14 protein-coding genes are annotated in these 20,947 nt (G+C 40.9%); 9 read left to right on the top strand and 5 right to left on the bottom strand.

All coding sequences use genetic code 11. From position 1 onward, the window contains the following. From WN50_RS01025 to rfbF, 4 genes are all read right to left on the bottom strand, one after another. Positions 1-4,014 (bottom strand): glycosyl hydrolase family 28-related protein (locus tag WN50_RS01025; RefSeq protein ID WP_200906179.1); only part of this gene is annotated, 4,014 nt, incomplete at its 3' end. A 1,038-nt stretch (positions 4,015-5,052) separates the two neighbouring features. Continuing rightward, positions 5,053-6,282, bottom strand: coding sequence for a class I SAM-dependent methyltransferase (locus tag WN50_RS01015; protein WP_046277301.1), 1,230 nt, complete (start codon positions 6,280-6,282; stop codon positions 5,053-5,055). Between the two features lie 18 nt (positions 6,283-6,300). Then, the gene (locus tag WN50_RS01010; RefSeq protein WP_072075529.1) at positions 6,301-7,347 is read right to left on the bottom strand and encodes an NAD-dependent epimerase/dehydratase family protein; all 1,047 of its coding nucleotides are present in this window, start codon (positions 7,345-7,347) and stop codon (positions 6,301-6,303) included. Between the two features lie 8 nt (positions 7,348-7,355). Continuing rightward, complete coding sequence (gene rfbF / locus WN50_RS01005; RefSeq protein ID WP_046277308.1) at positions 7,356-8,129, bottom strand: glucose-1-phosphate cytidylyltransferase; 774 nt, start codon at positions 8,127-8,129, stop codon at positions 7,356-7,358. A 587-nt stretch (positions 8,130-8,716) separates the two neighbouring features. On the opposite strand from rfbF, the gene WN50_RS01000 reads away from it, so the two are divergent. The 3 genes from WN50_RS01000 (at position 8,717) to WN50_RS00990 (ending at position 12,971) form a co-directional block, all read left to right on the top strand. After that, entirely contained in the window at positions 8,717-10,453 is a 1,737-nt protein-coding gene (locus WN50_RS01000; RefSeq protein WP_342586718.1) for an ABC transporter ATP-binding protein, read from the top strand. 152 nt (positions 10,454-10,605) lie between these two features. Then, positions 10,606-11,697, top strand: coding sequence for an acyltransferase (locus WN50_RS00995; RefSeq protein WP_046277299.1), 1,092 nt, complete (start codon positions 10,606-10,608; stop codon positions 11,695-11,697). Positions 11,698-11,735: 38 nt separating this feature from the next. After that, on the top strand, positions 11,736-12,971 hold the full coding sequence (locus tag WN50_RS00990) for a glycosyltransferase family 4 protein (protein WP_046277298.1): 1,236 nt from the start codon (positions 11,736-11,738) through the stop codon (positions 12,969-12,971). A gap of 37 nt (positions 12,972-13,008) precedes the next feature. Here the strand turns inward: WN50_RS00990 and WN50_RS00985 are convergent, their stop codons facing one another. Beyond that, entirely contained in the window at positions 13,009-14,121 is a 1,113-nt protein-coding gene (locus WN50_RS00985) for a glycosyltransferase (protein WP_046277297.1), read from the bottom strand. A gap of 170 nt (positions 14,122-14,291) precedes the next feature. Between WN50_RS00985 and WN50_RS00980 the strand changes: the two genes are divergently transcribed. The 6 genes from WN50_RS00980 (at position 14,292) to WN50_RS00955 (ending at position 20,936) form a co-directional block, all read left to right on the top strand. After that, the gene (locus WN50_RS00980) at positions 14,292-15,152 is read left to right on the top strand and encodes a class I SAM-dependent methyltransferase (protein WP_046277296.1); all 861 of its coding nucleotides are present in this window, start codon (positions 14,292-14,294) and stop codon (positions 15,150-15,152) included. A gap of 39 nt (positions 15,153-15,191) precedes the next feature. Next, entirely contained in the window at positions 15,192-16,445 is a 1,254-nt protein-coding gene (locus WN50_RS00975; protein ID WP_235440788.1) for a glycosyltransferase, read from the top strand. An 81-nt stretch (positions 16,446-16,526) separates the two neighbouring features. Beyond that, complete coding sequence (locus tag WN50_RS00970; protein WP_046277295.1) at positions 16,527-17,960, top strand: MBOAT family O-acyltransferase; 1,434 nt, start codon at positions 16,527-16,529, stop codon at positions 17,958-17,960. Positions 17,961-17,972: 12 nt separating this feature from the next. Then, complete coding sequence (locus tag WN50_RS00965) at positions 17,973-18,905, top strand: polysaccharide deacetylase family protein (RefSeq protein WP_049557456.1); 933 nt, start codon at positions 17,973-17,975, stop codon at positions 18,903-18,905. A 96-nt stretch (positions 18,906-19,001) separates the two neighbouring features. Next, positions 19,002-19,961 carry a glycosyltransferase family 2 protein gene (locus WN50_RS00960; protein ID WP_046277294.1) on the top strand — a complete coding sequence of 320 codons (960 nt, stop codon included), beginning with the start codon at positions 19,002-19,004 and terminating at the stop codon, positions 19,959-19,961. Positions 19,962-19,979: 18 nt separating this feature from the next. Further along, complete coding sequence (locus WN50_RS00955) at positions 19,980-20,936, top strand: lysylphosphatidylglycerol synthase transmembrane domain-containing protein (RefSeq protein WP_046277305.1); 957 nt, start codon at positions 19,980-19,982, stop codon at positions 20,934-20,936. Positions 20,937-20,947: the final 11 nt, after the last annotated feature.

The following is a 20,947-nucleotide window of genomic DNA, read 5'->3' as shown; positions in this document are numbered from 1 at the left end:
ATCATCATTCGCAACGGGGGCTTGGTTGGGAAGGGCGACATCTTCCGGAACGATAGGAGCGGCCGTATTAAAAAAGTAATCGACTTGGCTGGTAAAAGCTGGAGCATTATTACCCGCATTTCCGGCAAATGTTCCGACTGATGTAACATTGAGGGCTTGAGTGAAGCTACCTGCACTCGCCCAGGTTTGTCCATCTGCGGAATATTCTAGCTTCCAAGTTGAGCCTTGACGATTGACTCTTAGATGAGAAGCTTGAGTTGGGTTGATGTTGGCGATCAGTTTTTCTTGGGAAGAACCGTTGATGGTGGCCGCTGCAAAGACTTTGAGTTGACTACCATCGTGAAAGGTGTCAAATCTCAGCCAGTTGGTGGCATTTTGTTGAACTAAAATCCCTTGTATCTGAAATTTTTGGCTGGGTACGGAGGCAAATTTGGCCTCGAGTTCAAAGTCGCTGTTTGTCGCTGGTTGCATCACCCGTGCGGCTTTGACGTTATTGTTCCACAGATCGTGAGATGAACCGCTAGGAACCGATAGGTTTAAATAGGCATCTTCGGTGTTGGTGCCAGTCAGACTATAGGAGCTATTACCAACAGGGTCAACAAAACTCCATTGGGACTTGAGACTGCTGTTATTGAAGTCATCGGATAAAAATGTGGTCATATTTTGAGAGGGAGTTTCAATCGTTAGGTTTACACTTGCAACATTAGATTGAGCAGCTTCATCGTCTCGAACGGCGTAAGTGAAGCTATCACTGGTTGTGTTCGAGCCATTGTGGGTATAACTGATGGTGCCGTTGCTATTCACCAACACTTCCCCATAGGCTGGCGGTTGAGCGATCTCCACAGTCAGGGGGTCAACAGTCCCATCACTGTCGCTGTCGTTTGCCAATACATTGATCTCAACGAATTGCCCACGGGAGACAGAAGCTGTATCGTTGTTGGCAACGGTCGCTTGATTGGCATCCAAGGTAATGCTGACTGTTGCTACGTTGGAGGTTTCGCCATCATCATCTTGAACCGTGTAGGTAAAGCTATCGTTATTGGTAAAACTGGCATCGGGAGTATAGGTTATTGCTCCTGTCGTTAAATCAACACTGACCTCACCCTGACTCGGTTGATTATTAATCGTGACGCTCGTCGGATCGAGACGACCATCGCGATCGCTATCATTACTCAACACATCGATAACAATTGATTCAACACTATCAATCGTCAAAGAATCATTAACAGCGACGGGGGCTTGATTAAGGTTCCCACTACTGTCTTGAAAGCCTGTATAGAGGGGAATTTCAAAACCCTGTCCCCGTCTGAGAATATTGCTATCGTTGAGCAAAGTTTCAGTCACCCCATTGCGGGTTTCCTCAACTAAAATGTTGTAGCTACCCACGTTGTATCGAGATTCACCCACGCCTGCGATCGTCAGTTGGGACTCATCATTAATAAAAGCAGGCTGTTGGGAAGGAATCAAATCACCTCGGCTGGCGGGATAAATTAACCCCCCAAGAACTTCTGTCTGTCCTCCTGCTGTGGTTTCGATGATCGTGCCTTCTTTCTCGGTTTTGAGTCCGAGAACCCAGAGTTGTCCGCCATTGTTGGTAATTTTGGTGGTGAAGCCTTCTGGATTGAGTTGCCAAGCCCAAACCTTTTGTTCGTCAAACACCCAATCACTAGCTGCAACATCTTCAATAATCAGTTCACCGGGAACGCTGTTGCGGTACGCTGAACCGGAACCAACGGCAAAATTTCTCAGAACAAGAGTGTTTGGGGAGGCTTGTTCAACCCAATGAAAGTTTCCGCCTCCATAGTCCCCAAAAAAGCGTTCCAATGTGACTGTATCTTGATTAGTAGACTCAAACCGGAATACGGGTTGATCCTGATTTTTTAAGTTCCCTCCAACGGTGAGAACGGTTTGATAAGATGCTCCGGTGATTAGCTTGACGTTGCCCCCGACTTCGAGAGTATTGTTGATGTTGTATCGACCACCCGGAAAGTAAATGGTAGATTTTCCAGAGTTGAGTGCGGCTTGAATGGCGGCGCTATCGTCTTGATTGTCGGAAGCAATGGCACCAAAATCGGTAACGTTCGCCCAGTTACTCAGGTTGTCATAGCGAATTTCCGGTAACTCCGGTACATCGAGTTGTAAAGAGGTTTGCGGAGAGGGGAAAAGGCTATAAGCTGGACTGGAAACGTATTCAGAGATGGAGTTACCTGAAACGATGCTGTTGCCTTTTTTGAGAGCGGACTGATAGCCTTCAGTGGTAATATTGCGGGCATATAACGTCCCGGCTTTGAGGTTAATGGCTGAGGTTTGTGACGAACCGCCCTCGAAGTTGCCATCAATTAGGGTGATCATTCCTTTATCATCATTATTCTCGATCACCGGAACGGAATTGTTGCTGGTTAATCCCCGGATGCTGAGAATATTGCCATTGTTGCTAATACCTGCAATTTTCTGATCGCGCAGGGTTAAATTTTCAAAAACGTTACTATATTCGGGATGATTAACTTCCACCCCATAATTAAACCCTTCAACGGTGACGTTCTTGAATAAAGATGGACCCGGCCAGGGTTTTGTCAGAGCGAGTCCAGTTTTACCTAAATTATTGGGGTCGCTGGAGCGAATCGTAACATCGCGAAGACCACCTTGATTATTACTGGTAAACCGGATACCAATTGCACCGGCATTTCCGGCTCCGACATCAACACTCAGGTTGTAAATTGAGTTTTGAAACGCTTGTCCTGTACTCTGCCCTTCAAAGGTTGTCAGCAGGGGTTTAGGGCTACTGGAGTTGTTGAAGGCAGCGAGGTTATCTTTGAGTTTAATAATCGTTTTATCTTGACTTTCTCCCTGCAACACCAGTCGTTTTGTATCTCCCCATTGCAGGGTATCACTGACTAGATAGGTGCCATTGGGAAAGTGGATGACCCGATTTTCTGCCAGGGCTTGCTGAATGGCTGCGGTATCATCTGTAACTCCATCCCCTTTGGCTCCATAATCTTTGATATTCACCATTCCCGCATCATCGGGAAATTTCACTTGCGGGAAGTTTGAGTCAACATCATCATCGGTAATGGTGACGATAGCTTGACTATCACCGATAGAAGCATTACTGGGATTAAACAGGTTGACGAAAAAGCTTTCATAAGGCTCAATATTTTCGTCGCCTTGCACTTCAACTGAAATCGTTTGTTCAGTGACGCCCGGTGCAAAGCTAAGAGTTCCACTGCTGCCTAGATAATCGACTCCCTCAGTCGCCGTCGCAGATTCGGTGGAAAAATCTACGGTTACAACTTCATCACTGGCTTCTAATAAGCTGACGGTAAAGTTCAGGGTCGTTGTACCTGTATCATTTTCAGTGACAGAAATATCATTGTCAATGGAGAGCTGATTTCCATCTTCTAAACGAATGGGAGCGGCGGTATTAAAAAAGTAATCGACTTGACTGGTAAAAGCTGGATTATTATTACCTGCATTCCCCGCAAATGTTCCGACGGATGTGACATTGAGGGCTTGAGTAAAACTGCCTGCACTCGCCCAGGTTTGTCCATCTGCCGAATACTCTAATGTCCATGTTGACCCTTGACGATTGACTCTCAGATGAGACGCTTCACCGGAGTCAATTTCGGCGAGCATTTTTTCTTGGGAAGAACCGTTGATGGTTGCTGCGGCAAATACAAACAGTTGGCTACCATCGTGAAAGGTGTCAAATCTCAGCCAGTTGTTGGCATTTTGTTCGACTAAGATGCCTTGTATTTGATATCTTTGGGCGGGTTCGGAGGCAAATTTGACTTCCAGTTCAAAGTCGGTATTTGTCGCCGGTTGCATCACTCGTGCGGCTGTGAGGGTGTTGTTCCAGATGTCGTGAGATGAACCACTAGGAACGGATAGGTTTAAATAAGCATCTTTTGTATTTGTGCCACTCAGGCTATAAGAACTATTACCAACGGGGTCAATAAAACTCCACTGAGAACTGAGGCTGCTGTTATTAAAGTCATCGGATAAAAATGTGGTCATATCTGGATAGGAGGTTTTTATGTTCTAACTTACAGTTTCAACCTGACTTTACTTTTACTGGAGTGCAGAGATCAGTTCTCTGTTTTCACCATATTGTCATCCTGGTCGTTAATAAAGAGCTAGTAAAAGTATTGATTAAAGTAAATCTATACTGCCATATTTTTGAGGCTCTCATCAGTAGATTTACTGAGATTTTACAATTGCTTTAAAAAACAGGTCATTGTTTAAAGCAATGTCAAAACTTATTCGCAGGTGATTCGCCTGAACCCTACTATTGCAAGCAATTTTTAATATATTTTTACAGTCTCAATTAGGATTAATCACTAAAAATAGAGTGGAATTTCTTGGATATCAACGTTTTAGGGAGGAATTAAAAGGGGTTGAAGAACGGATTTCATAAATAATATTAAAGACTTATATCATGTCCGGATAATTAGTGATAAAAAACTTTCTCATAATCCGACTCTTTCTTCTTCTTGATTTCCTCGGTGACTCGGTGACTCCTCCTCCTCTTTCTTCTTCTTGATTTCCTCCTGACTCCTGACTCCTGACTCCTCTGTCGTTTATTTATAACTGTTCAACCGGACATGATATTAAATGTTTGCTAAATCAAATTAACTTAATCAGTATTCCGGATGCGTTAAAAAACCCATCAAACTTATATCGTTGATGGGTAGGATGCTGGGGATGTTATTTCACCCCTCACTTCTTCTTTAAGCTATTGTGCATTTAAACTCAGGTAAAAAGCGCAAACAATATGCTGACGCTACAAAGATTTCGCGACTTTGGCATAGGTAAATTAAGCTGTAATCAGCTTATTGTTGATCTCAATAACTAGAATTGAGTTTGAGTGCAGCCTACAATTAATAACTCTCAGGTGAGAAAACGAAGAGAAATAATGTCTTTGAGCATTAACTAGACTGTTGAAACAGTAGGAGTTTTCAGCAGTTTAATGATTAGAACTACTCCAACTCCTACGATCAACAACACCATAAAAACAATATCCCGAGTGATCGAGATATTGTTTTAGAATCAATCTTAGACAATATGCGGTTTGGGAATGGGAACAATAAATTTCCCGCCTTGCTGTTGATAGGCTTCTTGCTGTTTCATAATTTCTTCCGCAAAGTTCCAAGCCAAAATTAACACATAATCTGGCTTGTCTTCTAACAGCTTCGTTGGGGGGAAAATCGGTAAATGATTCACGCCCATAAACCGACCTTGTTTGAACTTATTCAGGTCTACAATGTAGTCTAAATGAGTTTTGTTAATTCCCACATAACTCAACATTGTTGTGGCTTTAGCGGCAGCACCATAACCCACAACTCGTTTCCCTTGCTTTTTCAAATCCCACAAGATTTCAAGCAAACCATTCTTAACGGCTTCAACGTTATCTGCAAAGTCTTTGTAGTAGTCAATGCGATCAACGCCCTGTTCTTTTTCCGTTTGGAGTAGAGACTTCACCGAGTCTTTAACGTCTTCTTTGGGTTCTACAAACAAACGTAAAGAACCGCCATGAATCGCTGTGCGTTGAATGTCGTTGAGATAGAGAGAATGTCTTCTAAACAGGTTGTCTAAAGCGGTAACAGAGAAGTAACACAAATGTTGATGATAGATCGTATCGAATTCACAATGTTCGACTAAATCAACCAAATAAGGAGCTTCAATGACTGCTACTCCTGTATCTTTTAGTAGAATACTAATTCCTTCGACAAAACCGTTCAAGTCGGGAACATGAGCCAGTACATTATTCCCTAGAAAAACATCGGCTTGCTTTCCTTGCGATCGCAATTCTTTGGCTAAATCTTGGGTAAAAAAGGTACAAGTTGAAGGAATCCCTGCTTTTTGTGCCGCTTCAACTGGCCCTGAAGCCGGATCAATTCCTAATACTGGAATTCCGACTTCTACAAAGTTTTTCAGCATATAGCCATCGTTACTCGCAGCTTCGATCACAAAGCTGCTACCATCGAGTTTTCTAGACTCAATAATGGCTTTGGCGCTATCTCCAAAGTGTTTGAGTAAAGAGGGAGAAACTGAGGAGAAATAGGGATAATCCCGACAAAACAGAATCTCTGGGGGAACACTAACGGTAATTTGAACTAATCCACAGTCTGGACAAAAAGCCAGTTCTAAAGGAGCAGTATATTCAGGTTGATCGAGTTGATCTTTGGTTAACAGTCCATCTGCCAAAGGAGTATATCCAAAGTCAATAATAGACTGTAAATTTTGGGAACCACAAGAAAGACAAGGGGGCATTGTATCGGGCATGGTTTCTACTCCTGTTCCTTATACGACAGATGCAGCGACATTCGTTTGCCAACGCAGAGCTTCATTTAAGCGTCCTTCAGCCAGTAATTTTTGAATGTGAGCGATGCGTTTGTATTTTGGGCCTTCAAATTCTTCTAAAGTTAAACCGATTTTTTGATAGGCATCATAGAGTTCTTCTGCGCCTTTGCGGGTGTTCCATTGCGGCTGAAACTCGGGTAAGACTCGCAATATTTTACTACAATCTACTCGATAACAACGGGTATCCGGGCCACCATCTGAAGCGTATTCAATTTCGCAGTTGGGAACGACTTCTTTAACGATATTGGCAATGTCTCGAATTTGGTAGTTATCTTCGTTCCGTCCAACGTTAAAGGCTTCGTTATGAACTTTCTCACGAGGCGCTTCTAAAACGGCAATAAAAGCGCGAGAAATGTCTTCAATATGAACAATCGGGCGCCAAGGCGTGCCATCACTCTTGATATAAACTTTGCCCGTTGTCAAAGCCCAAGCGACTAAGTTATTCAGAACTAAATCAAATCGCAGACGAGGAGAAACCCCATAAGCGGTTGAGTTGCGGAGAAAAGTCGGGCTAAAATTGTCATCGGCAAGCTTGGCAACATCTTGCTCAACTAATACTTTAGAATGACCATAGGGCGTAACCGGATTAAAGGCTGATTCTTCAGTTAACCAGTCACTTCCACCTGCACCATAATTACTACAAGAAGAGGAGAAAATATAGCGGGTAATTCCTGCTTCTTTGCTTAATTTTGCCAGATGAACGGAGGCTAAATGATTGATTTCATAGGTTAAATCGGGATTGAGATTTCCCAAAGGATCGTTAGACAGTCCGGCTAAATGCAGAACCGCATCCAATCCTTCTAAATCGGAAATTTCCACATCTCTTACATCTTTAACCATTTCAGGAACTTCTTGAATTCCTTCGCCAAAGGTACTCTGCTGATAGAGATCACTATCTAAGCCGACTACTTCATGTCCTTTATTCAGTAACATTGGCACTAAGACTGTGCCGATATACCCTTTATGACCTGTTACTAAAACTCTCATTTTTTGATTTATTCCTCCCAAGTTTTCCAAGGTGCATTGCCAGTTTCCCACAGGCTTTCTAACCGACGTTTATCTCGCAAAGTATCCATACATTGCCAGAAACCTGTGTATTTGTAGGCCATTAACTGACCCTCTTTTGCTAAATTCTCAAGGGGTGCTTTTTCCCACTGAGTATCATCGCCCTCAATATAGTCGAATACTTCCGGTTCTAACACAAAGAAAGCTCCATTGATCCAACCTTCTTGAGTTTGGGGCTTTTCTGAAAATTCTACGATTTGATCCCCGTCGAGTTCTAAGTGACCAAAACGAGCGGCAGGACGAACAGCAGTCAGCGTTGCTAACTTACCATGTGAGCGATGAAAAGCCAGCAAATCATGTAAGTTTAAATCGGTGACTCCATCCCCCCAAGTTAGCATAAAAGTCTCATTACCCATATAGGGAGCGAGACGCTTGATCCGGCCTCCTGTATTAGTGTTAAGTCCTGTATCAATCAGGTCAACATTCCAGTCGGGTTTGACTCCTCCGTGCATCTCGAAAGCGCCTGTCTGTACATTAACGGTGAGGTTACTGTTAAGAGAACAGTAATCAACCATGTACTTTTTGATCACCTCTGCTTTGTATCCCAGAGCAATCACGAAGTTTTTAAAACTGTGGTGGGAGTAGTGCATCATAATGTGCCACAGAATGGGTTTCCCACCGATCTCCACCATAGGTTTAGGCTTTTCTACTGTCTCTTCTGAAAGACGAGTCCCTAAGCCACCTGCAAGTATTCCAACTTTCATATGAAAAATTTTTAACTTTAACACCCGCCATAACTGAGGTTCACACTTCAGAAGAGCATTGTCAAGAGACTGTTCGACTCCTTCATTAAATCTTTACAAAACTCTAGCCGTCCGATCTCGACTTTCTGTAAACCTTTACTAAAGTTCATCAACTTGAGCCAGGATTGTATGCAATTCTAGCCACAAGGTAAGTTGTTGAGTTATAATCTCATCGTACTACTTCTGATGTATAATTTCAGAGCTGACCAGTCTCAAGTATCAAATCAAACTAAGCTGTTGAGCCTCGAAACTTTTTATCAGTAAAAACCTCAACCTTTGTAGATGCGCCTATAGAGAAAATTGAACTCAGTCATGTCCGCATAAAACAGCTTAATTTACTAGAATAATCCGGATTACAAAAGCCCTCTTTTACGTCTGATTTTAGAGTTTATTTTTCCAATTAACTCCGCAAGATTATCCGAGATTAGAGTAAAATAAAGCCCGAGAGAGATTGAGAAATAAACACCTATTGTCATCGATAATATATGTTCAGTTACTTGTCTAAATTTTTATATGTTCTACCTGCCAAAAAGAGCAGCTTGGTATTAATGCTGGTCTTATTTACATTTGTCTCGACAATTGAGGTGATTGGCATTGGTTTAATTGGACCATTTATTAGTTTAGCGAGTCGTCCGGAAGCTGTTGTTAAAGAAAGCAGTCAGATTGCTTGGCTCTACAAACAGTTAGGCTTCACTCAGCCGAGCCAAATGGTGGCATTCATTGGAATTTTAGTCATTATTATCTTCTGTGTAAAATCCTTGATAAGTTGGTCTATTCAATCCTATATTTTTAAATACAGCTACATTCAGAGAGGCCGATTAGTCTCTAAACTGATGACGGCTTATATAGAAGCTCCCTATACTTTCTATCTCAGCAAAAATAGCGCTCACTTAATTGATCATATAGTCGGAGAAACAACGAAGTTTGCAGATGCGGTTTTAAGTACACTTCTGAGCAGCACGGCTAACTTTATCACTTTAATCGCGATTTCTGTATTGCTGTGTTTCGCGAGTCCTCTAGCGGTAGCTTCTCTAATTTTTATCATGCTACCTCTGATCTTTCTATTTAATGCTTTTAAAGACAAAGTGCGCTTTTGGGGTAAAGAACTTTATGAAGCCAATCAAGGAATTATACGAGGGGTTAACCACGGTTTAGGTGGATTTAAGGAAACTAGAATTATCGGTTGCGGCCCTTATTTTGAACAGGAATGTACTTTACAAGCTCAAAGATATGCCGACGCTTCCATTGGCTTCTATGCTTTTAAGCTATCTCCTCGTTTTATTACAGAAACGATGTTAGTCGTGTTTTTAGTCGGCTTTACATCAATCAATCTTTTTTTAAACCGAGATATGTCGGAACTGACATCAACTTTAAGCATTTTTGCTCTAGCTTCTATTCGCCTAATTCCTGCTTTCTCTAATCTCACCAGTGGTTTGAGTGTGCTGAAAAACTCTAGCTATGCTTTAAATCAACTCTACACCGATCTCAAAGAGTTAGAAACCCTAGAGTCTGATCCGAGTTTCCATCAAGAACAGCATTCTCATTCTTCTTTAACAGAGGCGAATCATACCATACCCTTTGAGCAAAAAATCGTCTTAGATCAAGTGACCTATTCCTATCCGAAGACCTCAGAAATCGCATTAGAAAAAATCTCAATGACACTTGAAAAAGGTCAATCTATTGCTTTTATTGGTAAATCGGGAGCAGGTAAAACAACCTTGGTTGATGTGATTTTAGGCTTATTAGTTCCTCAGTCTGGTGATATTCAGGTTGATGGACAATCAATCTATAAAAACTTGCGTTCTTGGCAAAATCTCATCGGTTACATACCCCAGTCAATTTTTTTGATAGACGACACACTGGAGCGAAATATTGCTTTTGGTCTTCCGGATCATTTAATTGATGAAAACAAATTGAATAAAGCCATAGAGGGAGCGCAACTCAAAGAAGTCGTAGCCAATTTACCCGAGGGTATGAAAACAAGAGTGGGAGAAAGAGGAGTTCGTCTATCTGGAGGTCAACGCCAACGAGTGGGAATTGCTCGCGCACTTTATCACGAACGAGAAATATTAGTTCTTGATGAAGCAACGTCAGCTCTTGATAACGAAACGGAAACTCTAGTTACAGAAGCGATTAAATCATTGAGTGGAGCTAAAACTATGATCATCATTGCTCATCGTCTCACAACGGTTGAACATTGTAATTTTATCTATCGCTTGGAGAAAGGGCGAGTCGTTGAGTCTGGTAGCTACAAAGAAGTTGTTCTGAAAGATAACCTCTCGTAAAACACTTCATGGCAACCCGAATAGCAATTGATATGCTCATCAAACAGAGCAATTTACCAACAGTATTTTTTGGCTCTGAACTGACTAATTAGCTCGATGATCAAAGCCAATCAAAGGACTGAAATCAGAATAATTTAACTCCTGTTTAACTCATGGAAAAAAAACAACGACTCACGGGTATAGATCTATTCCGAGGTATAGCTGTCTATGGTGTAGTTGTATTGCATTCCGATGGAGGCTTCACGGTTAAACCTCCCCTCTGGGAGTTGATTCGTCAATTTGCATCTTTTGCTGTTCCCTTTTTTCTAGCAACATCTTTTTATTTAGCGACTGATAAACTCTATTCAGGTAGTCAGTTTAAACTCAAGCCTAGACTGATTCGCCTTCTGATTCCTTATGGATTTTGGACATTATTTTATCTGTTGTATAAAGCAGCTAAGTATGCCATTGATCGAGATTATGATCAGTTAAGTCATTTATTAGAAGATCCTGTTTCGATCCTATTTTTTGGAGGAGCAGCATTTCACTTGTATTTTTTACCGCTTCTGATTATTGGAACTATCACGGTTAAAGGATGTGAATTTTTAGTTCACAGAAAAGTTGCATTAAAAACTTTGGTTTTATTCTGTGTATTGAGTTTGATCATCTATGAATTGATCCTGAAGACAGGAAATGCTTTTGAGTTGGGTGAGAATGTGGCTTTTCAAAACTTTCTAGAAACATTTTTTGATCAGGCTAAAGATAATAGTATTGTTCGCATTGCATTAGTCCAATTATCTTGGATTATCAGATGTCTACCGTATATTTTTGTAGCGATGTTATTGAACTATCCAAGTTGGAAAGCACCTTTGAATAAAAGACTTCAGGAGAAAGGTTTTACAATTGCCCTTTTGATAACGTTTGTACTCATCGCTTTGGGGGGAACGCTGATTTTACCGGAGTCATTTTCCGAAGTTTATCTGGGATATTCTGCTTTACTGCTAGCAGTTTCTCTGTCTAAATATATTCCTGAAAATCATTTAATTAATCAATCTGGTCTTTATTCTTTCGGGATTTATCTGATTCATCTCATCGTGGTTGAGATTTTAATAATTCTGCTGAATCGAATGAATCCAAACTCGACTTTTGAGGGTTCAACTTTGCTGTTCTTAGCAATTTCTATCTTCAGTTTTATCATAAGTTGGCTGGTGACATCGTTGCTGATGAAAAGAAAATCACTCTCTCGGCTGATGTTCGGTGTATAGTGGTGTCTAAATTAATCTGAAATATTAAGAGGTTGATGATGAAAATCCTGCATTTAAGCAGCACAGATATTGAAGGAGGGGCAGCACGCGCTGCTTACCGACTCCACCAAGGACTCTGTTCAGTGGGTATTCATTCACAAATGCTTGTTCGAGGTAAGTTTAGCACGGATCAAACCGTTATTGCGGAGAAAAGTCTCTTAACAAAGTTAGGGCCACCTTCATCTAATATCCCTTTAAAACTTTACCCGAAGCGTCCTAGAACTCGCTTTGCGGTTCAATGGTTTCCAGATATTCTCGCTTCTAAAGTCAGCCAAATTAATCCTGATATTGTTCATTTACATTGGATTTGTAATGGGTTTGTACAAATTGAAACTTTAGCCAAATTTAATCAACCTATTGTTTGGACTCTCCATGATATGTGGCCGTTTACAGGTGGGTGTCATTACGCCCAAGAATGCGATCGCTATAGTGATTCTTGTGGGGCTTGTCCTCAACTGAAAAGTGAGAAAAATCAAGATTTATCCCGTTGGGTTTTACAACGCAAAAAGAAAGCTTGGAAAGCGGCAAATCTCACCATTGTTAGCCCCAGTATTTGGCTGGCTGATTGTGCAGAATCAAGTTCTGTTTTTAAAGATGTCAGAATTGAAGTGATTCCTCATGGACTAGATTTAGAAAAATACAAACCCATTGAGATGTCAATTGCCCGATCACTACTCAATTTACCCCGAGAAAAAAAACTGGTTTTATTTGGGGCATCTCCAGGAACAACAGGGGATTTAAGAAAGGGGTTTCAGCTTTTGCAACCTGCCCTGCAAAGTCTTAGTCAGTCTGTTGGGGAAGATCAAATTGAACTGGTGGTTTTCGGAGATTCTCAACCTGAAAAACCCCTAGATTTAGGATTTAAAACCCATTATCTGGGTCAATTTAACGATGATCTTTCCCTCGCCTTGGTCTATTCCGCAGCAAATGTCATGGTTGTACCGAGCATTCAAGAAGCTTTTGGACAAACGGCTTCTGAGTCTTTAGCTTGTGGAACTCCGGTCGTTGCATTTGCAGCAACTGGACTGAAAGATATTGTCACTCATCAACAGGATGGCTATTTAGCCAAACCTTTTGAAATTGAAGATTTAGCCCAAGGAATTGCTTGGGTACTCGAAGATCGCGATCGCTATCAAATATTACGGACTCAAGCCCGCAAAAAAGCAGAACAAGAGTTAAGTTGGGAGTTACAAGCTCAACGTTATTATACTCTTTATTCTGAGATTAAAAGTTAGTTCAATCCTCCGATTTAAATCCAGATTTGGGTCTGTATTAATCTTGAGTAATTCCCAGAATATCTAGATATCGTTGACTTGAAACTTCCAACGTAAACTGTTTGAGCCAATCGGGATCAATTGGCTTTAAATTCCCCGATAAAACTTTCAGAATTGCCTCGGCCATCGCTTGACTATCACCAACTGGAGTTAACCAGCCATATTCACCACCCTTGAGAATTTCAGAAGGCCCACTTTGACAATCTGTAGAAATCACAGGGACTGCCGTTGCCATCGCTTCAATTAATACATTCGGTAAGCCTTCCCAAGCGGAGGATAATACAAAGACTGCGGATCGTGACATATAGGCATAAGGATTCAATACATGATCCGGTAATGCCACATCATTTTCTAAGCCTAATTCTTGAACTAATGCTTCGAGTTGAGGTCGTTCAGGCCCCCATCCTAAAATCATTAATCGAGCTTCTCGGACTTGTCGGACTTGTGCAAAAGCCCGAATTAGCATTGAAAAATCTTTTTGAATGTGTAATTTACCCACTCCTAAAATGACTGGAGGTTGTCCATCAGCAAACCAAGGATGATCAAGAGGTTCTTTCGCTTTTTCCTGTAACTCTGGAGTGATTGTGGGATTATAAATCGTTTGGATACGTTCTAGGGACAAACCAGAAACCTGAGAAAGATCCTCTGCAACTCCCTTAGAAACAGCTACAATATGATCAGCCCAAGGATAAAAAGATCTGACCAAAAAGGGTAGTAAACGTCTTTTATAGGGTGTCGATGCTTGGGTGTCTCTGGAAAGATTATTTGCCTCACGTACCACCACCCTTGTTGGAGTTCTAGAAAGCTTTTTCGCCAAGAGAGCCACTTCATTGGCATAGTGGAGAGTTGAAAGCATTCCTCTCGGTTGTTCTTGTTTTAAGTAACTGATCAGGGAAGGGAGGCAAGCAGTCAGGCGAGGTGTTTTGAAATCAATAATTCTGACTTGAGGTGATACTTTCTCTAAATGAGGCCCTCCGGCTGAACTTAACACCAAATCTACCTTTAAACCTCGTTCGGCAAAACTCCGAGTCAGATTAATGAAAACTCGCTCCGCTCCACCACCACCTAAGAAACCGAGAAAAAAGGCTACATCAGGTGATCTTTCTAGCATTTGAAAACTTGGCAACTTGTACTTTATTGAGTATATTATAGTATAACGATTAGAATAAAATTTTCTCAAATTCAGACTTCCTTTGTCCAGAGGCAGTCCGTTGAAAAAAAATTGATTTGAATCCGCTCAAACTCACCAACGTTAATTTTTAATCGGGAGATCCAAGTTAAATGTCCACTAAAATTTCAGTCCCCAGTTCAGAGAGTAGAACGGTTGAACAGTTAAAAGAACATTATGAACTCGAAAAACAGTTAGCGAGTCAACTCCTGAACTCTAATAAGGAAGAAAGACGAAATTTATACACCACTTTGTATGATAAGTTATACACCACTCTTCCCCATCATCCCCGATGGACACGCAAATCAAGCCCGGAAATTACGGCTTGGATTGTCACTCAACGAATGTATCTTTTGAAACGATTTTTGACTCCGGAAACAACCTACTTAGAAATCGGCCCCGGAGATTGTAGTTTATCGATGGAAGTGTCTAAATGGGTGAAAAAAGTCTATGCAGTCGATGTGGCAACAGAAGTCACTAAAAATACAACATTTCCAGACAATATGGAGTTTATTGTCTCAGATGGGTGCAGTGTAAATGCTCCAGAAAATAGTGTTGATATTGCTTACAGTCACCAACTGATGGAACATTTGCACCCGGATGATGCAGTCGAACAACTTCAGAATATTTACAAAACACTCGCTCCGAAAGGCAAATATATTTGTATCACGCCTCATCGTTTATCTGGCCCCCATGATATCTCAAAATACTTTGATGAGGTCGCTCGAGGATTTCACCTCAAAGAATACACCGTAACCGAGTTATATAAGCTTTTCCGAAAAGTTGGATTTTCCCAAGTGCTTTGGGTGAAAAGCACAGAAAAATTTCATCTAGAAATTCCTCTGAACATGGCAACACTTCCTTTAATTAGTGGGAGTGAAGTTATTTTGGAAAAGTTCCCCTATGCCCTGCGAAAAAAAGTTGCGAGTACCCCATTGTTATTTAGAGGAATGACGATTGTCGGGATTAAATAGAGAGGTGAAACAAACAATTCAGTGAGGCTCAATTCAGCCGTGAATAAACCGAGTGAAAGAGAAGCAAAAAGCACTCAAAAACTCATGCTTTTTGATCTGTCCGTGAAAGGTCATCATCCCATCTACATTCAACATCTGATTCAGTATTGGCATAAACAGAGCTTTTCAGGGCAGCTTAATGTCGTTGTTTCACCGCGATTTTTTGAGGAACATCGTAATGTTGTAGACTGGGCTGCAACTCATTCGCCGAGTCAAATTAACTTTGTGGGAATTTCCCCCGAAGAAGAAGCCGCTCTCAACTCTAGAAAGTCTAAAATCAAAAGATCTTTGCGGAATTTTCAAGAGTGGGAAATTTTCGGTAAATATGCAGAGAAACTCGCAGCAACTCACGCTCTGATTATGTACTTTGATACCTGTGAGTTTCCACTGGCGTTGGGTAGACCCTCTCCTTGTTCGTTTTCAGGAATTTACTTTCGACCTACATTTCATTATCCTCAAGAACTCACAAACTACAGTCCTACTCAGCAAGAACGCTGGCAACAATGGCGTGAAAAATTACTCCTCTCTCGCATTTTACGACACCCAAAACTACAAAATTTATTCTGTCTCGATCCCTTTGCTATCAATCACTTAAACCGATTTAATACTCATGTAAAAGCGATTCATTTACCCGATCCCGTTGAACTGATTGAACCTGAAAATTCGCCCTGTTCTTTACTGAGAGAAGAGTTAGGAATTGACCCCGAACGAAATATTTTTCTCTTATTTGGAGCCTTAACTCAACGCAAAGGAATTTATCAACTCCTTGATGCGATCGCTCGTTTATCTCCTGAATTGAACCAAAAAATCTGTTTATTATTGGTTGGGGAGTCTAATATTGCCACATCTTTAGACCCAAAGATTGCACAGCTTTGTCAAGATAAGCCCGTGCAAATCATCCGAAGATATGAGTTTATTTCCGATGAAGAAATCCCCGCTTACTTTAACTTAGCGGATGTGGTATTAGCCCCCTATCAGCGTCATGTTGGAATGAGTGGAATTCTCTTACTCGCAGCAGCAGCAGCTAAACCTGTTCTCAGTTCAAACTATGGGTTAATGGGGGAAATGGTCAAACGCTATCAACTGGGCTTAACCGTTGATTCTACAATGCCGAGTGCAATTGCAGAAGGATTAATTCGATTTTTACAAGAAGACTCAGACAAGCTGTGCGATCGCTTACAAATGCGATCTTTTGCTCAACAAAACTCCGCTCAAGCATTTGCTGAGTTAATTTCAAAGCATATACTTATTTAATCGTGATTATCAATAAAAATTCAAAAATTTCAGCAGTTTTCAACCGGATTTGTTTAAGTTATTGCATTTCTGAACATTGAAATGAATTTTACAGATTTTTCTTTTTGGTGGTGGTTGTTGTTAATGGCTATTCCCTTATTAGGAATTCGCTATTTGGGTCAACTTTTCAAGATGTTGCCGTCCTCCTATGATCGTATAGGATTGATGCTCGTTTCATTAATACTCTTCTGGAACGCAGCCCATTCAAGTTTTTTTATTTTTGCTTTGGAGTTGGTCTTCAATTACGTTATGGTTCGCTTGATGCAGAGTCAACCCAAAGTAATAGCCAAACCAATTGCTATAGTAACTATCACAATTAATCTTGCTATTTTGATTAGTTTTAAGTATCTAGACTTTTTGGTTCAAGATGTATTGGGATTAGGGTTTGGAGAAATCGCCGCAGGATGGAATGAAAACACGGGAATTTCCAACATTTCTGGAATTCCTCCGGGCATTTCATTTTATACCTTTCAGATGGTTGCTTTTGTTGTTGATTCCTATAAAACAAATGATCGACACCCCATCAAATTTATCGATTATGTAAATTTTGCTTCCTTTTTTCCCCAGGTTGTCGCTGGCCCGATTGAGCGTCGTTCAGACTTTCTCCCCCAAATAGAAAAATTCCGATTTAACTTTTCTTTTGAAAACATTGATACCGGCTTAAAATGGCTGGTGTTAGGACTGTTTATGAAGATTGTATTGGGCGATAACTTAGCACCCCATATCAACCTTCAAGAAACAGCCAATGCTTGGATAATTTGGTTATCGATTTATCTATTTGGATTAAGAATTTATTTCGATTTTGCCGGATACAGTTTCATTGCGCTTGGCTTGGCTAAAATGATGGGAGTTCAACTCACAGTCAACTTTTTGGCTCCCTATATTTCCCAAAGTGTTCAAGAGTTTTGGCGGCGATGGCACGTTACTTTAAGTGGTTGGTTCCGGGACTACCTTTTTATTCCTTTAGGCGGTTCTAGAGTCGGACGGACTGGATTAAATATTCTCACTGTATTTACAATCTCAGGTCTTTGGCATGGTGCAGGTTGGAATTTTATTTTCTGGGGATTTTATCACGGCGTGCTGCTGATTATTCATCGTTCTATCGGTCGTTTGTTCTCACTTCCTCAGTTCATCGCTTGGATATTAACATTAACATCTGTGATGTTTGGGTGGCTATTTTTTATGGAAAACAATACCAACCAATTGCTGCTTAAATTGCAAACCCTCATCACTCCTTCAGCCTATTCAATTGTCGCTACCCAGGAAAAAATTGCAGCAATCAATAATAAATGGGGCTTAGGTCTTACATTAATGCTCGCTATTATACTACTCGGGTTTGAGCAGATAGCATCTTGGCAAGACCGAGAACAAGTCTACAGATTTTTATTGCGACCGAACGTCTCATTGATGATCCTAAGCTTAGTCATTTTGTTTGCGGCTAAATCTTCTTCTCAATTTGTTTACTTTGCGTTTTAAAAATATTCTACTATGTGGAAAATTATTCGTTGGTTTGCTGTTGCTAGCCTAGTTTGGACTGCGGGTTACATCCATAATCGCTATTTAGATCCAGAAGTCAACTGGATTAAGACAATTTATGAAGAGAAAATTGAGCGGTCAAGTCAGATTAAAGGATCAAAACGAATCTTGATTGTCGGTGGCTCTGGTACGCATTTTGGGATTGATGCTTTACAAATTGAACAACAGGTGGGTATTCCCGTCGTTAACATGGGACTGCACGCAGGTCTAGGTTTAAACACTATTTTAGCTAGCGTTGCTAGTGAGATTCGCCCAGGTGATATTGTTCTTTTAATTCCAGAATATGGACTTCTGGCTGATGATGGAACAGGCTATTTTTCGAGTATGTTTGGAGCCGCCGTTTCACAGCCCGGTTTGGGAGGATTTGGGGTAGAGCAGAGAGCAAAAGAAGTGATGTTGATGGGCGTACCTGGCTCTGATAGAATTGTACAATCAATCAAGAGACTGCAAGAAAACTTGTTTGCCCATTTTAGTGAAAATACCAGTTCTACAAAACCAGATGGGCAGTATCAAACTAATCTTGATCAACGGGGTAGTCCAATGATTTTACCTTCGGGTTCCTCAACACCGGACAGTTTGAAAGTGGAAATCTCAGAACACAGCCTCAAACGATTAAATGTATTTCATCAGGATGTTGAACAGGCTGGAGGAATTCTAGTGTTTGGATTGCCCTGGATCTTATCTAAAAATGATGATCAGTCTGTTGAAGCTGCTCAAACCGTTATATCTGCTTTAAATGAGATAGCCCCGGTAATTTATGATCAAGATCTAAATTTAAAATCCGATCCCTCCCTGTTTGGGGATACAATCTATCACCTCAGCCCTACAGGTAGAAAAATACGATCTTCGGAAATAGTCAACCAGTTACAGTCGATTATCAACTAAACGCTTTGGAATTGAGTTAAAAACATGAGCCTGTTATGATAAAGTCTAATCAAAACTGATCAGCTCAAACAACTACTCCTCTGACTTAACTGAGGGATGACTAAACTCATTATCCAGATTCCTTGCTACAACGAAGAAGAAACGCTCGAGATCGCCCTCGCACAACTACCCCGTCAAATTCCCGGTATTGATACGGTAGAATGGCTGATCATTAACGATGGAAGCTTAGATCGTACCGTCGATGTCGCTCGTGGCTGCGGGGTCGATCATATTGTCAGTTTTGAATACAATCAGGGCTTGGCTAAAGCATTTATGGCGGGAATCGAAGCCTGTCTGAAAGCGGGTGCTGATATTATTGTTAATACTGATGCCGATAATCAATATTGTGCAGAGGATATTCCCCGTTTAATCGAACCTATTTTACTCGGTTATGCCGAAATTGTCGTGGGAGCTAGACCGATTCGCCAGATTAAACACTTTTCCCCCAGTAAAAAGTTCTTGCAACAACTCGGAAGTTGGGTGGTTCGTTTAGCCAGTAGCACTAATATTCCCGATGCACCAAGCGGGTTTCGGGCGTTTAGTCGCAATGCCGCCATGCAAATTAATGTTTTTAACGAATATACTTATACCCTAGAAACCATTATTCAAGCCGGACAAAAAGGAATTGCGATTACTTCGGTTCCCATTCGGACGAATCCAGATTTACGCCCTTCTCGTTTAGTTAAGAGTATTCCCTCTTATATTAAACGATCAATTTTTACGATTCTACGCATTTTTATGACCTACAGACCGTTACGATTTTTTACGGTCTTAGGGAGTATTCCGTTTACAATGGGATTTATGTTGTGTGTGCGTTGGTTGGTGTTATTCTTTGACAATATGACCAAAGCGAGAACACCCAGCTTGATTTTAGCCGCCATTTTAATCTTAATCGGGTTTCAATTGTGGATGTTGGGTTTAGTTGCTGATGTGATGGCTGTGAACCGGAAAATTTTAGAGGATGTGCAGTTACGATTACGACGCTCTGAGTTTGAGAAGTTTACAAATTCCAAGTAATATGGGTTAACTCTTGTGATCAAACGGCTGATTTCTATTGGTATTAGTTTAGTTATTTTAGCAGTTCTTTATTCTCAAATTGATATTGCGGGTTTAATTGAGATTTTTAAAAATTGCGATCGCCAATGGATGATCATCAGCTTAGGAATGGTTATTCCGATTACAATGATTACCGCTTGGCGACTGCAACAACTGATGCCTTTAGGCAGAAGATTGAGGTTTACTGAGGCGAATCGTTTAATTTTAGCCGCTAGTGTGCTGAATATGATCTTACCCTCCAAAATGGGAGATATTGCGAAAGCATACTTCATGCAACAACGGGGACATTTAACAGGTTCACTCTCTTTATCTCTCGTTGTCTTTGAAAAAACTTGCGATCTCTTATCACTATTGTTATGGTGTGTTCTAGGGTTGATCGTTTATCCTGAGAAAGATACCTTATTTTGGACAATGACCCTCGGTGTCAGCTTGGGTTTAATATTGGGACTCTCACTTTTAGGATCTCGAAAACTTGCAGATTACTTTTTTATAAGTCTGAGCAAAATTTCACATAAAAAAATTGGAGATAAACTTAAAAAACTACAAATTTCTTGGGGGGAAATGCACGAATATTTTTGGAGGGATAAAACTCTACTGCTGAAAATTAGTACAACTTCAATTTTTATTTGGTTCCTCCATTTACTCCAAATCTGGTTTTTCATTCTAGCACTGAACGCTTGGACTCCGTTTTGGGCAAACTTAGCCCTTTCTCCCCTCGCTATTTTAGCCGGATTATTACCCTTAACATTTGCAGGAGTTGGAACTCGCGATGCCGCATTAGTCTTATTTTATCAACCCTATTTTGATGCAACAACAGCCGCCGCTTTAGGCTTACTTTGTACCTCTCGATATTTCCTCCCCGCAGTCGGTGGACTTCCCTTTTTAGGACAATATGCCACTACCCGCTCACAAAATTCTACCCTTTCCAAAGATTAAATTCGGTATTT

It is taken from the genome of Limnoraphis robusta CS-951, from assembly GCF_000972705.2.
The sequence above is the reverse complement of the archived record's forward strand: the minus strand, read 5'-3'. Positions and strand labels throughout refer to the sequence as shown.

Coding starts and splice junctions, on each gene's coding strand:
- WN50_RS01000 (WP_342586718.1), top strand. CDS start 8,717: ATGCTGGTCTTATTTACATTTGTCTCGACAATTGAGGTGATTGGCATT.
- WN50_RS00970 (WP_046277295.1), top strand. CDS start 16,527: ATGAATTTTACAGATTTTTCTTTTTGGTGGTGGTTGTTGTTAATGGCT.
- WN50_RS01010 (WP_072075529.1), bottom strand. CDS start 7,347: ATGAGAGTTTTAGTAACAGGTCATAAAGGGTATATCGGCACAGTCTTA.
- WN50_RS00965 (WP_049557456.1), top strand. CDS start 17,973: ATGTGGAAAATTATTCGTTGGTTTGCTGTTGCTAGCCTAGTTTGGACT.
- rfbF (WP_046277308.1), bottom strand. CDS start 8,129: ATGAAAGTTGGAATACTTGCAGGTGGCTTAGGGACTCGTCTTTCAGAA.
- WN50_RS00990 (WP_046277298.1), top strand. CDS start 11,736: ATGAAAATCCTGCATTTAAGCAGCACAGATATTGAAGGAGGGGCAGCA.
- WN50_RS00985 (WP_046277297.1), bottom strand. CDS start 14,121: ATGCTAGAAAGATCACCTGATGTAGCCTTTTTTCTCGGTTTCTTAGGT.
- WN50_RS00980 (WP_046277296.1), top strand. CDS start 14,292: ATGTCCACTAAAATTTCAGTCCCCAGTTCAGAGAGTAGAACGGTTGAA.
- WN50_RS00995 (WP_046277299.1), top strand. CDS start 10,606: ATGGAAAAAAAACAACGACTCACGGGTATAGATCTATTCCGAGGTATA.
- WN50_RS01015 (WP_046277301.1), bottom strand. CDS start 6,282: ATGCCCGATACAATGCCCCCTTGTCTTTCTTGTGGTTCCCAAAATTTA.
- WN50_RS00960 (WP_046277294.1), top strand. CDS start 19,002: ATGACTAAACTCATTATCCAGATTCCTTGCTACAACGAAGAAGAAACG.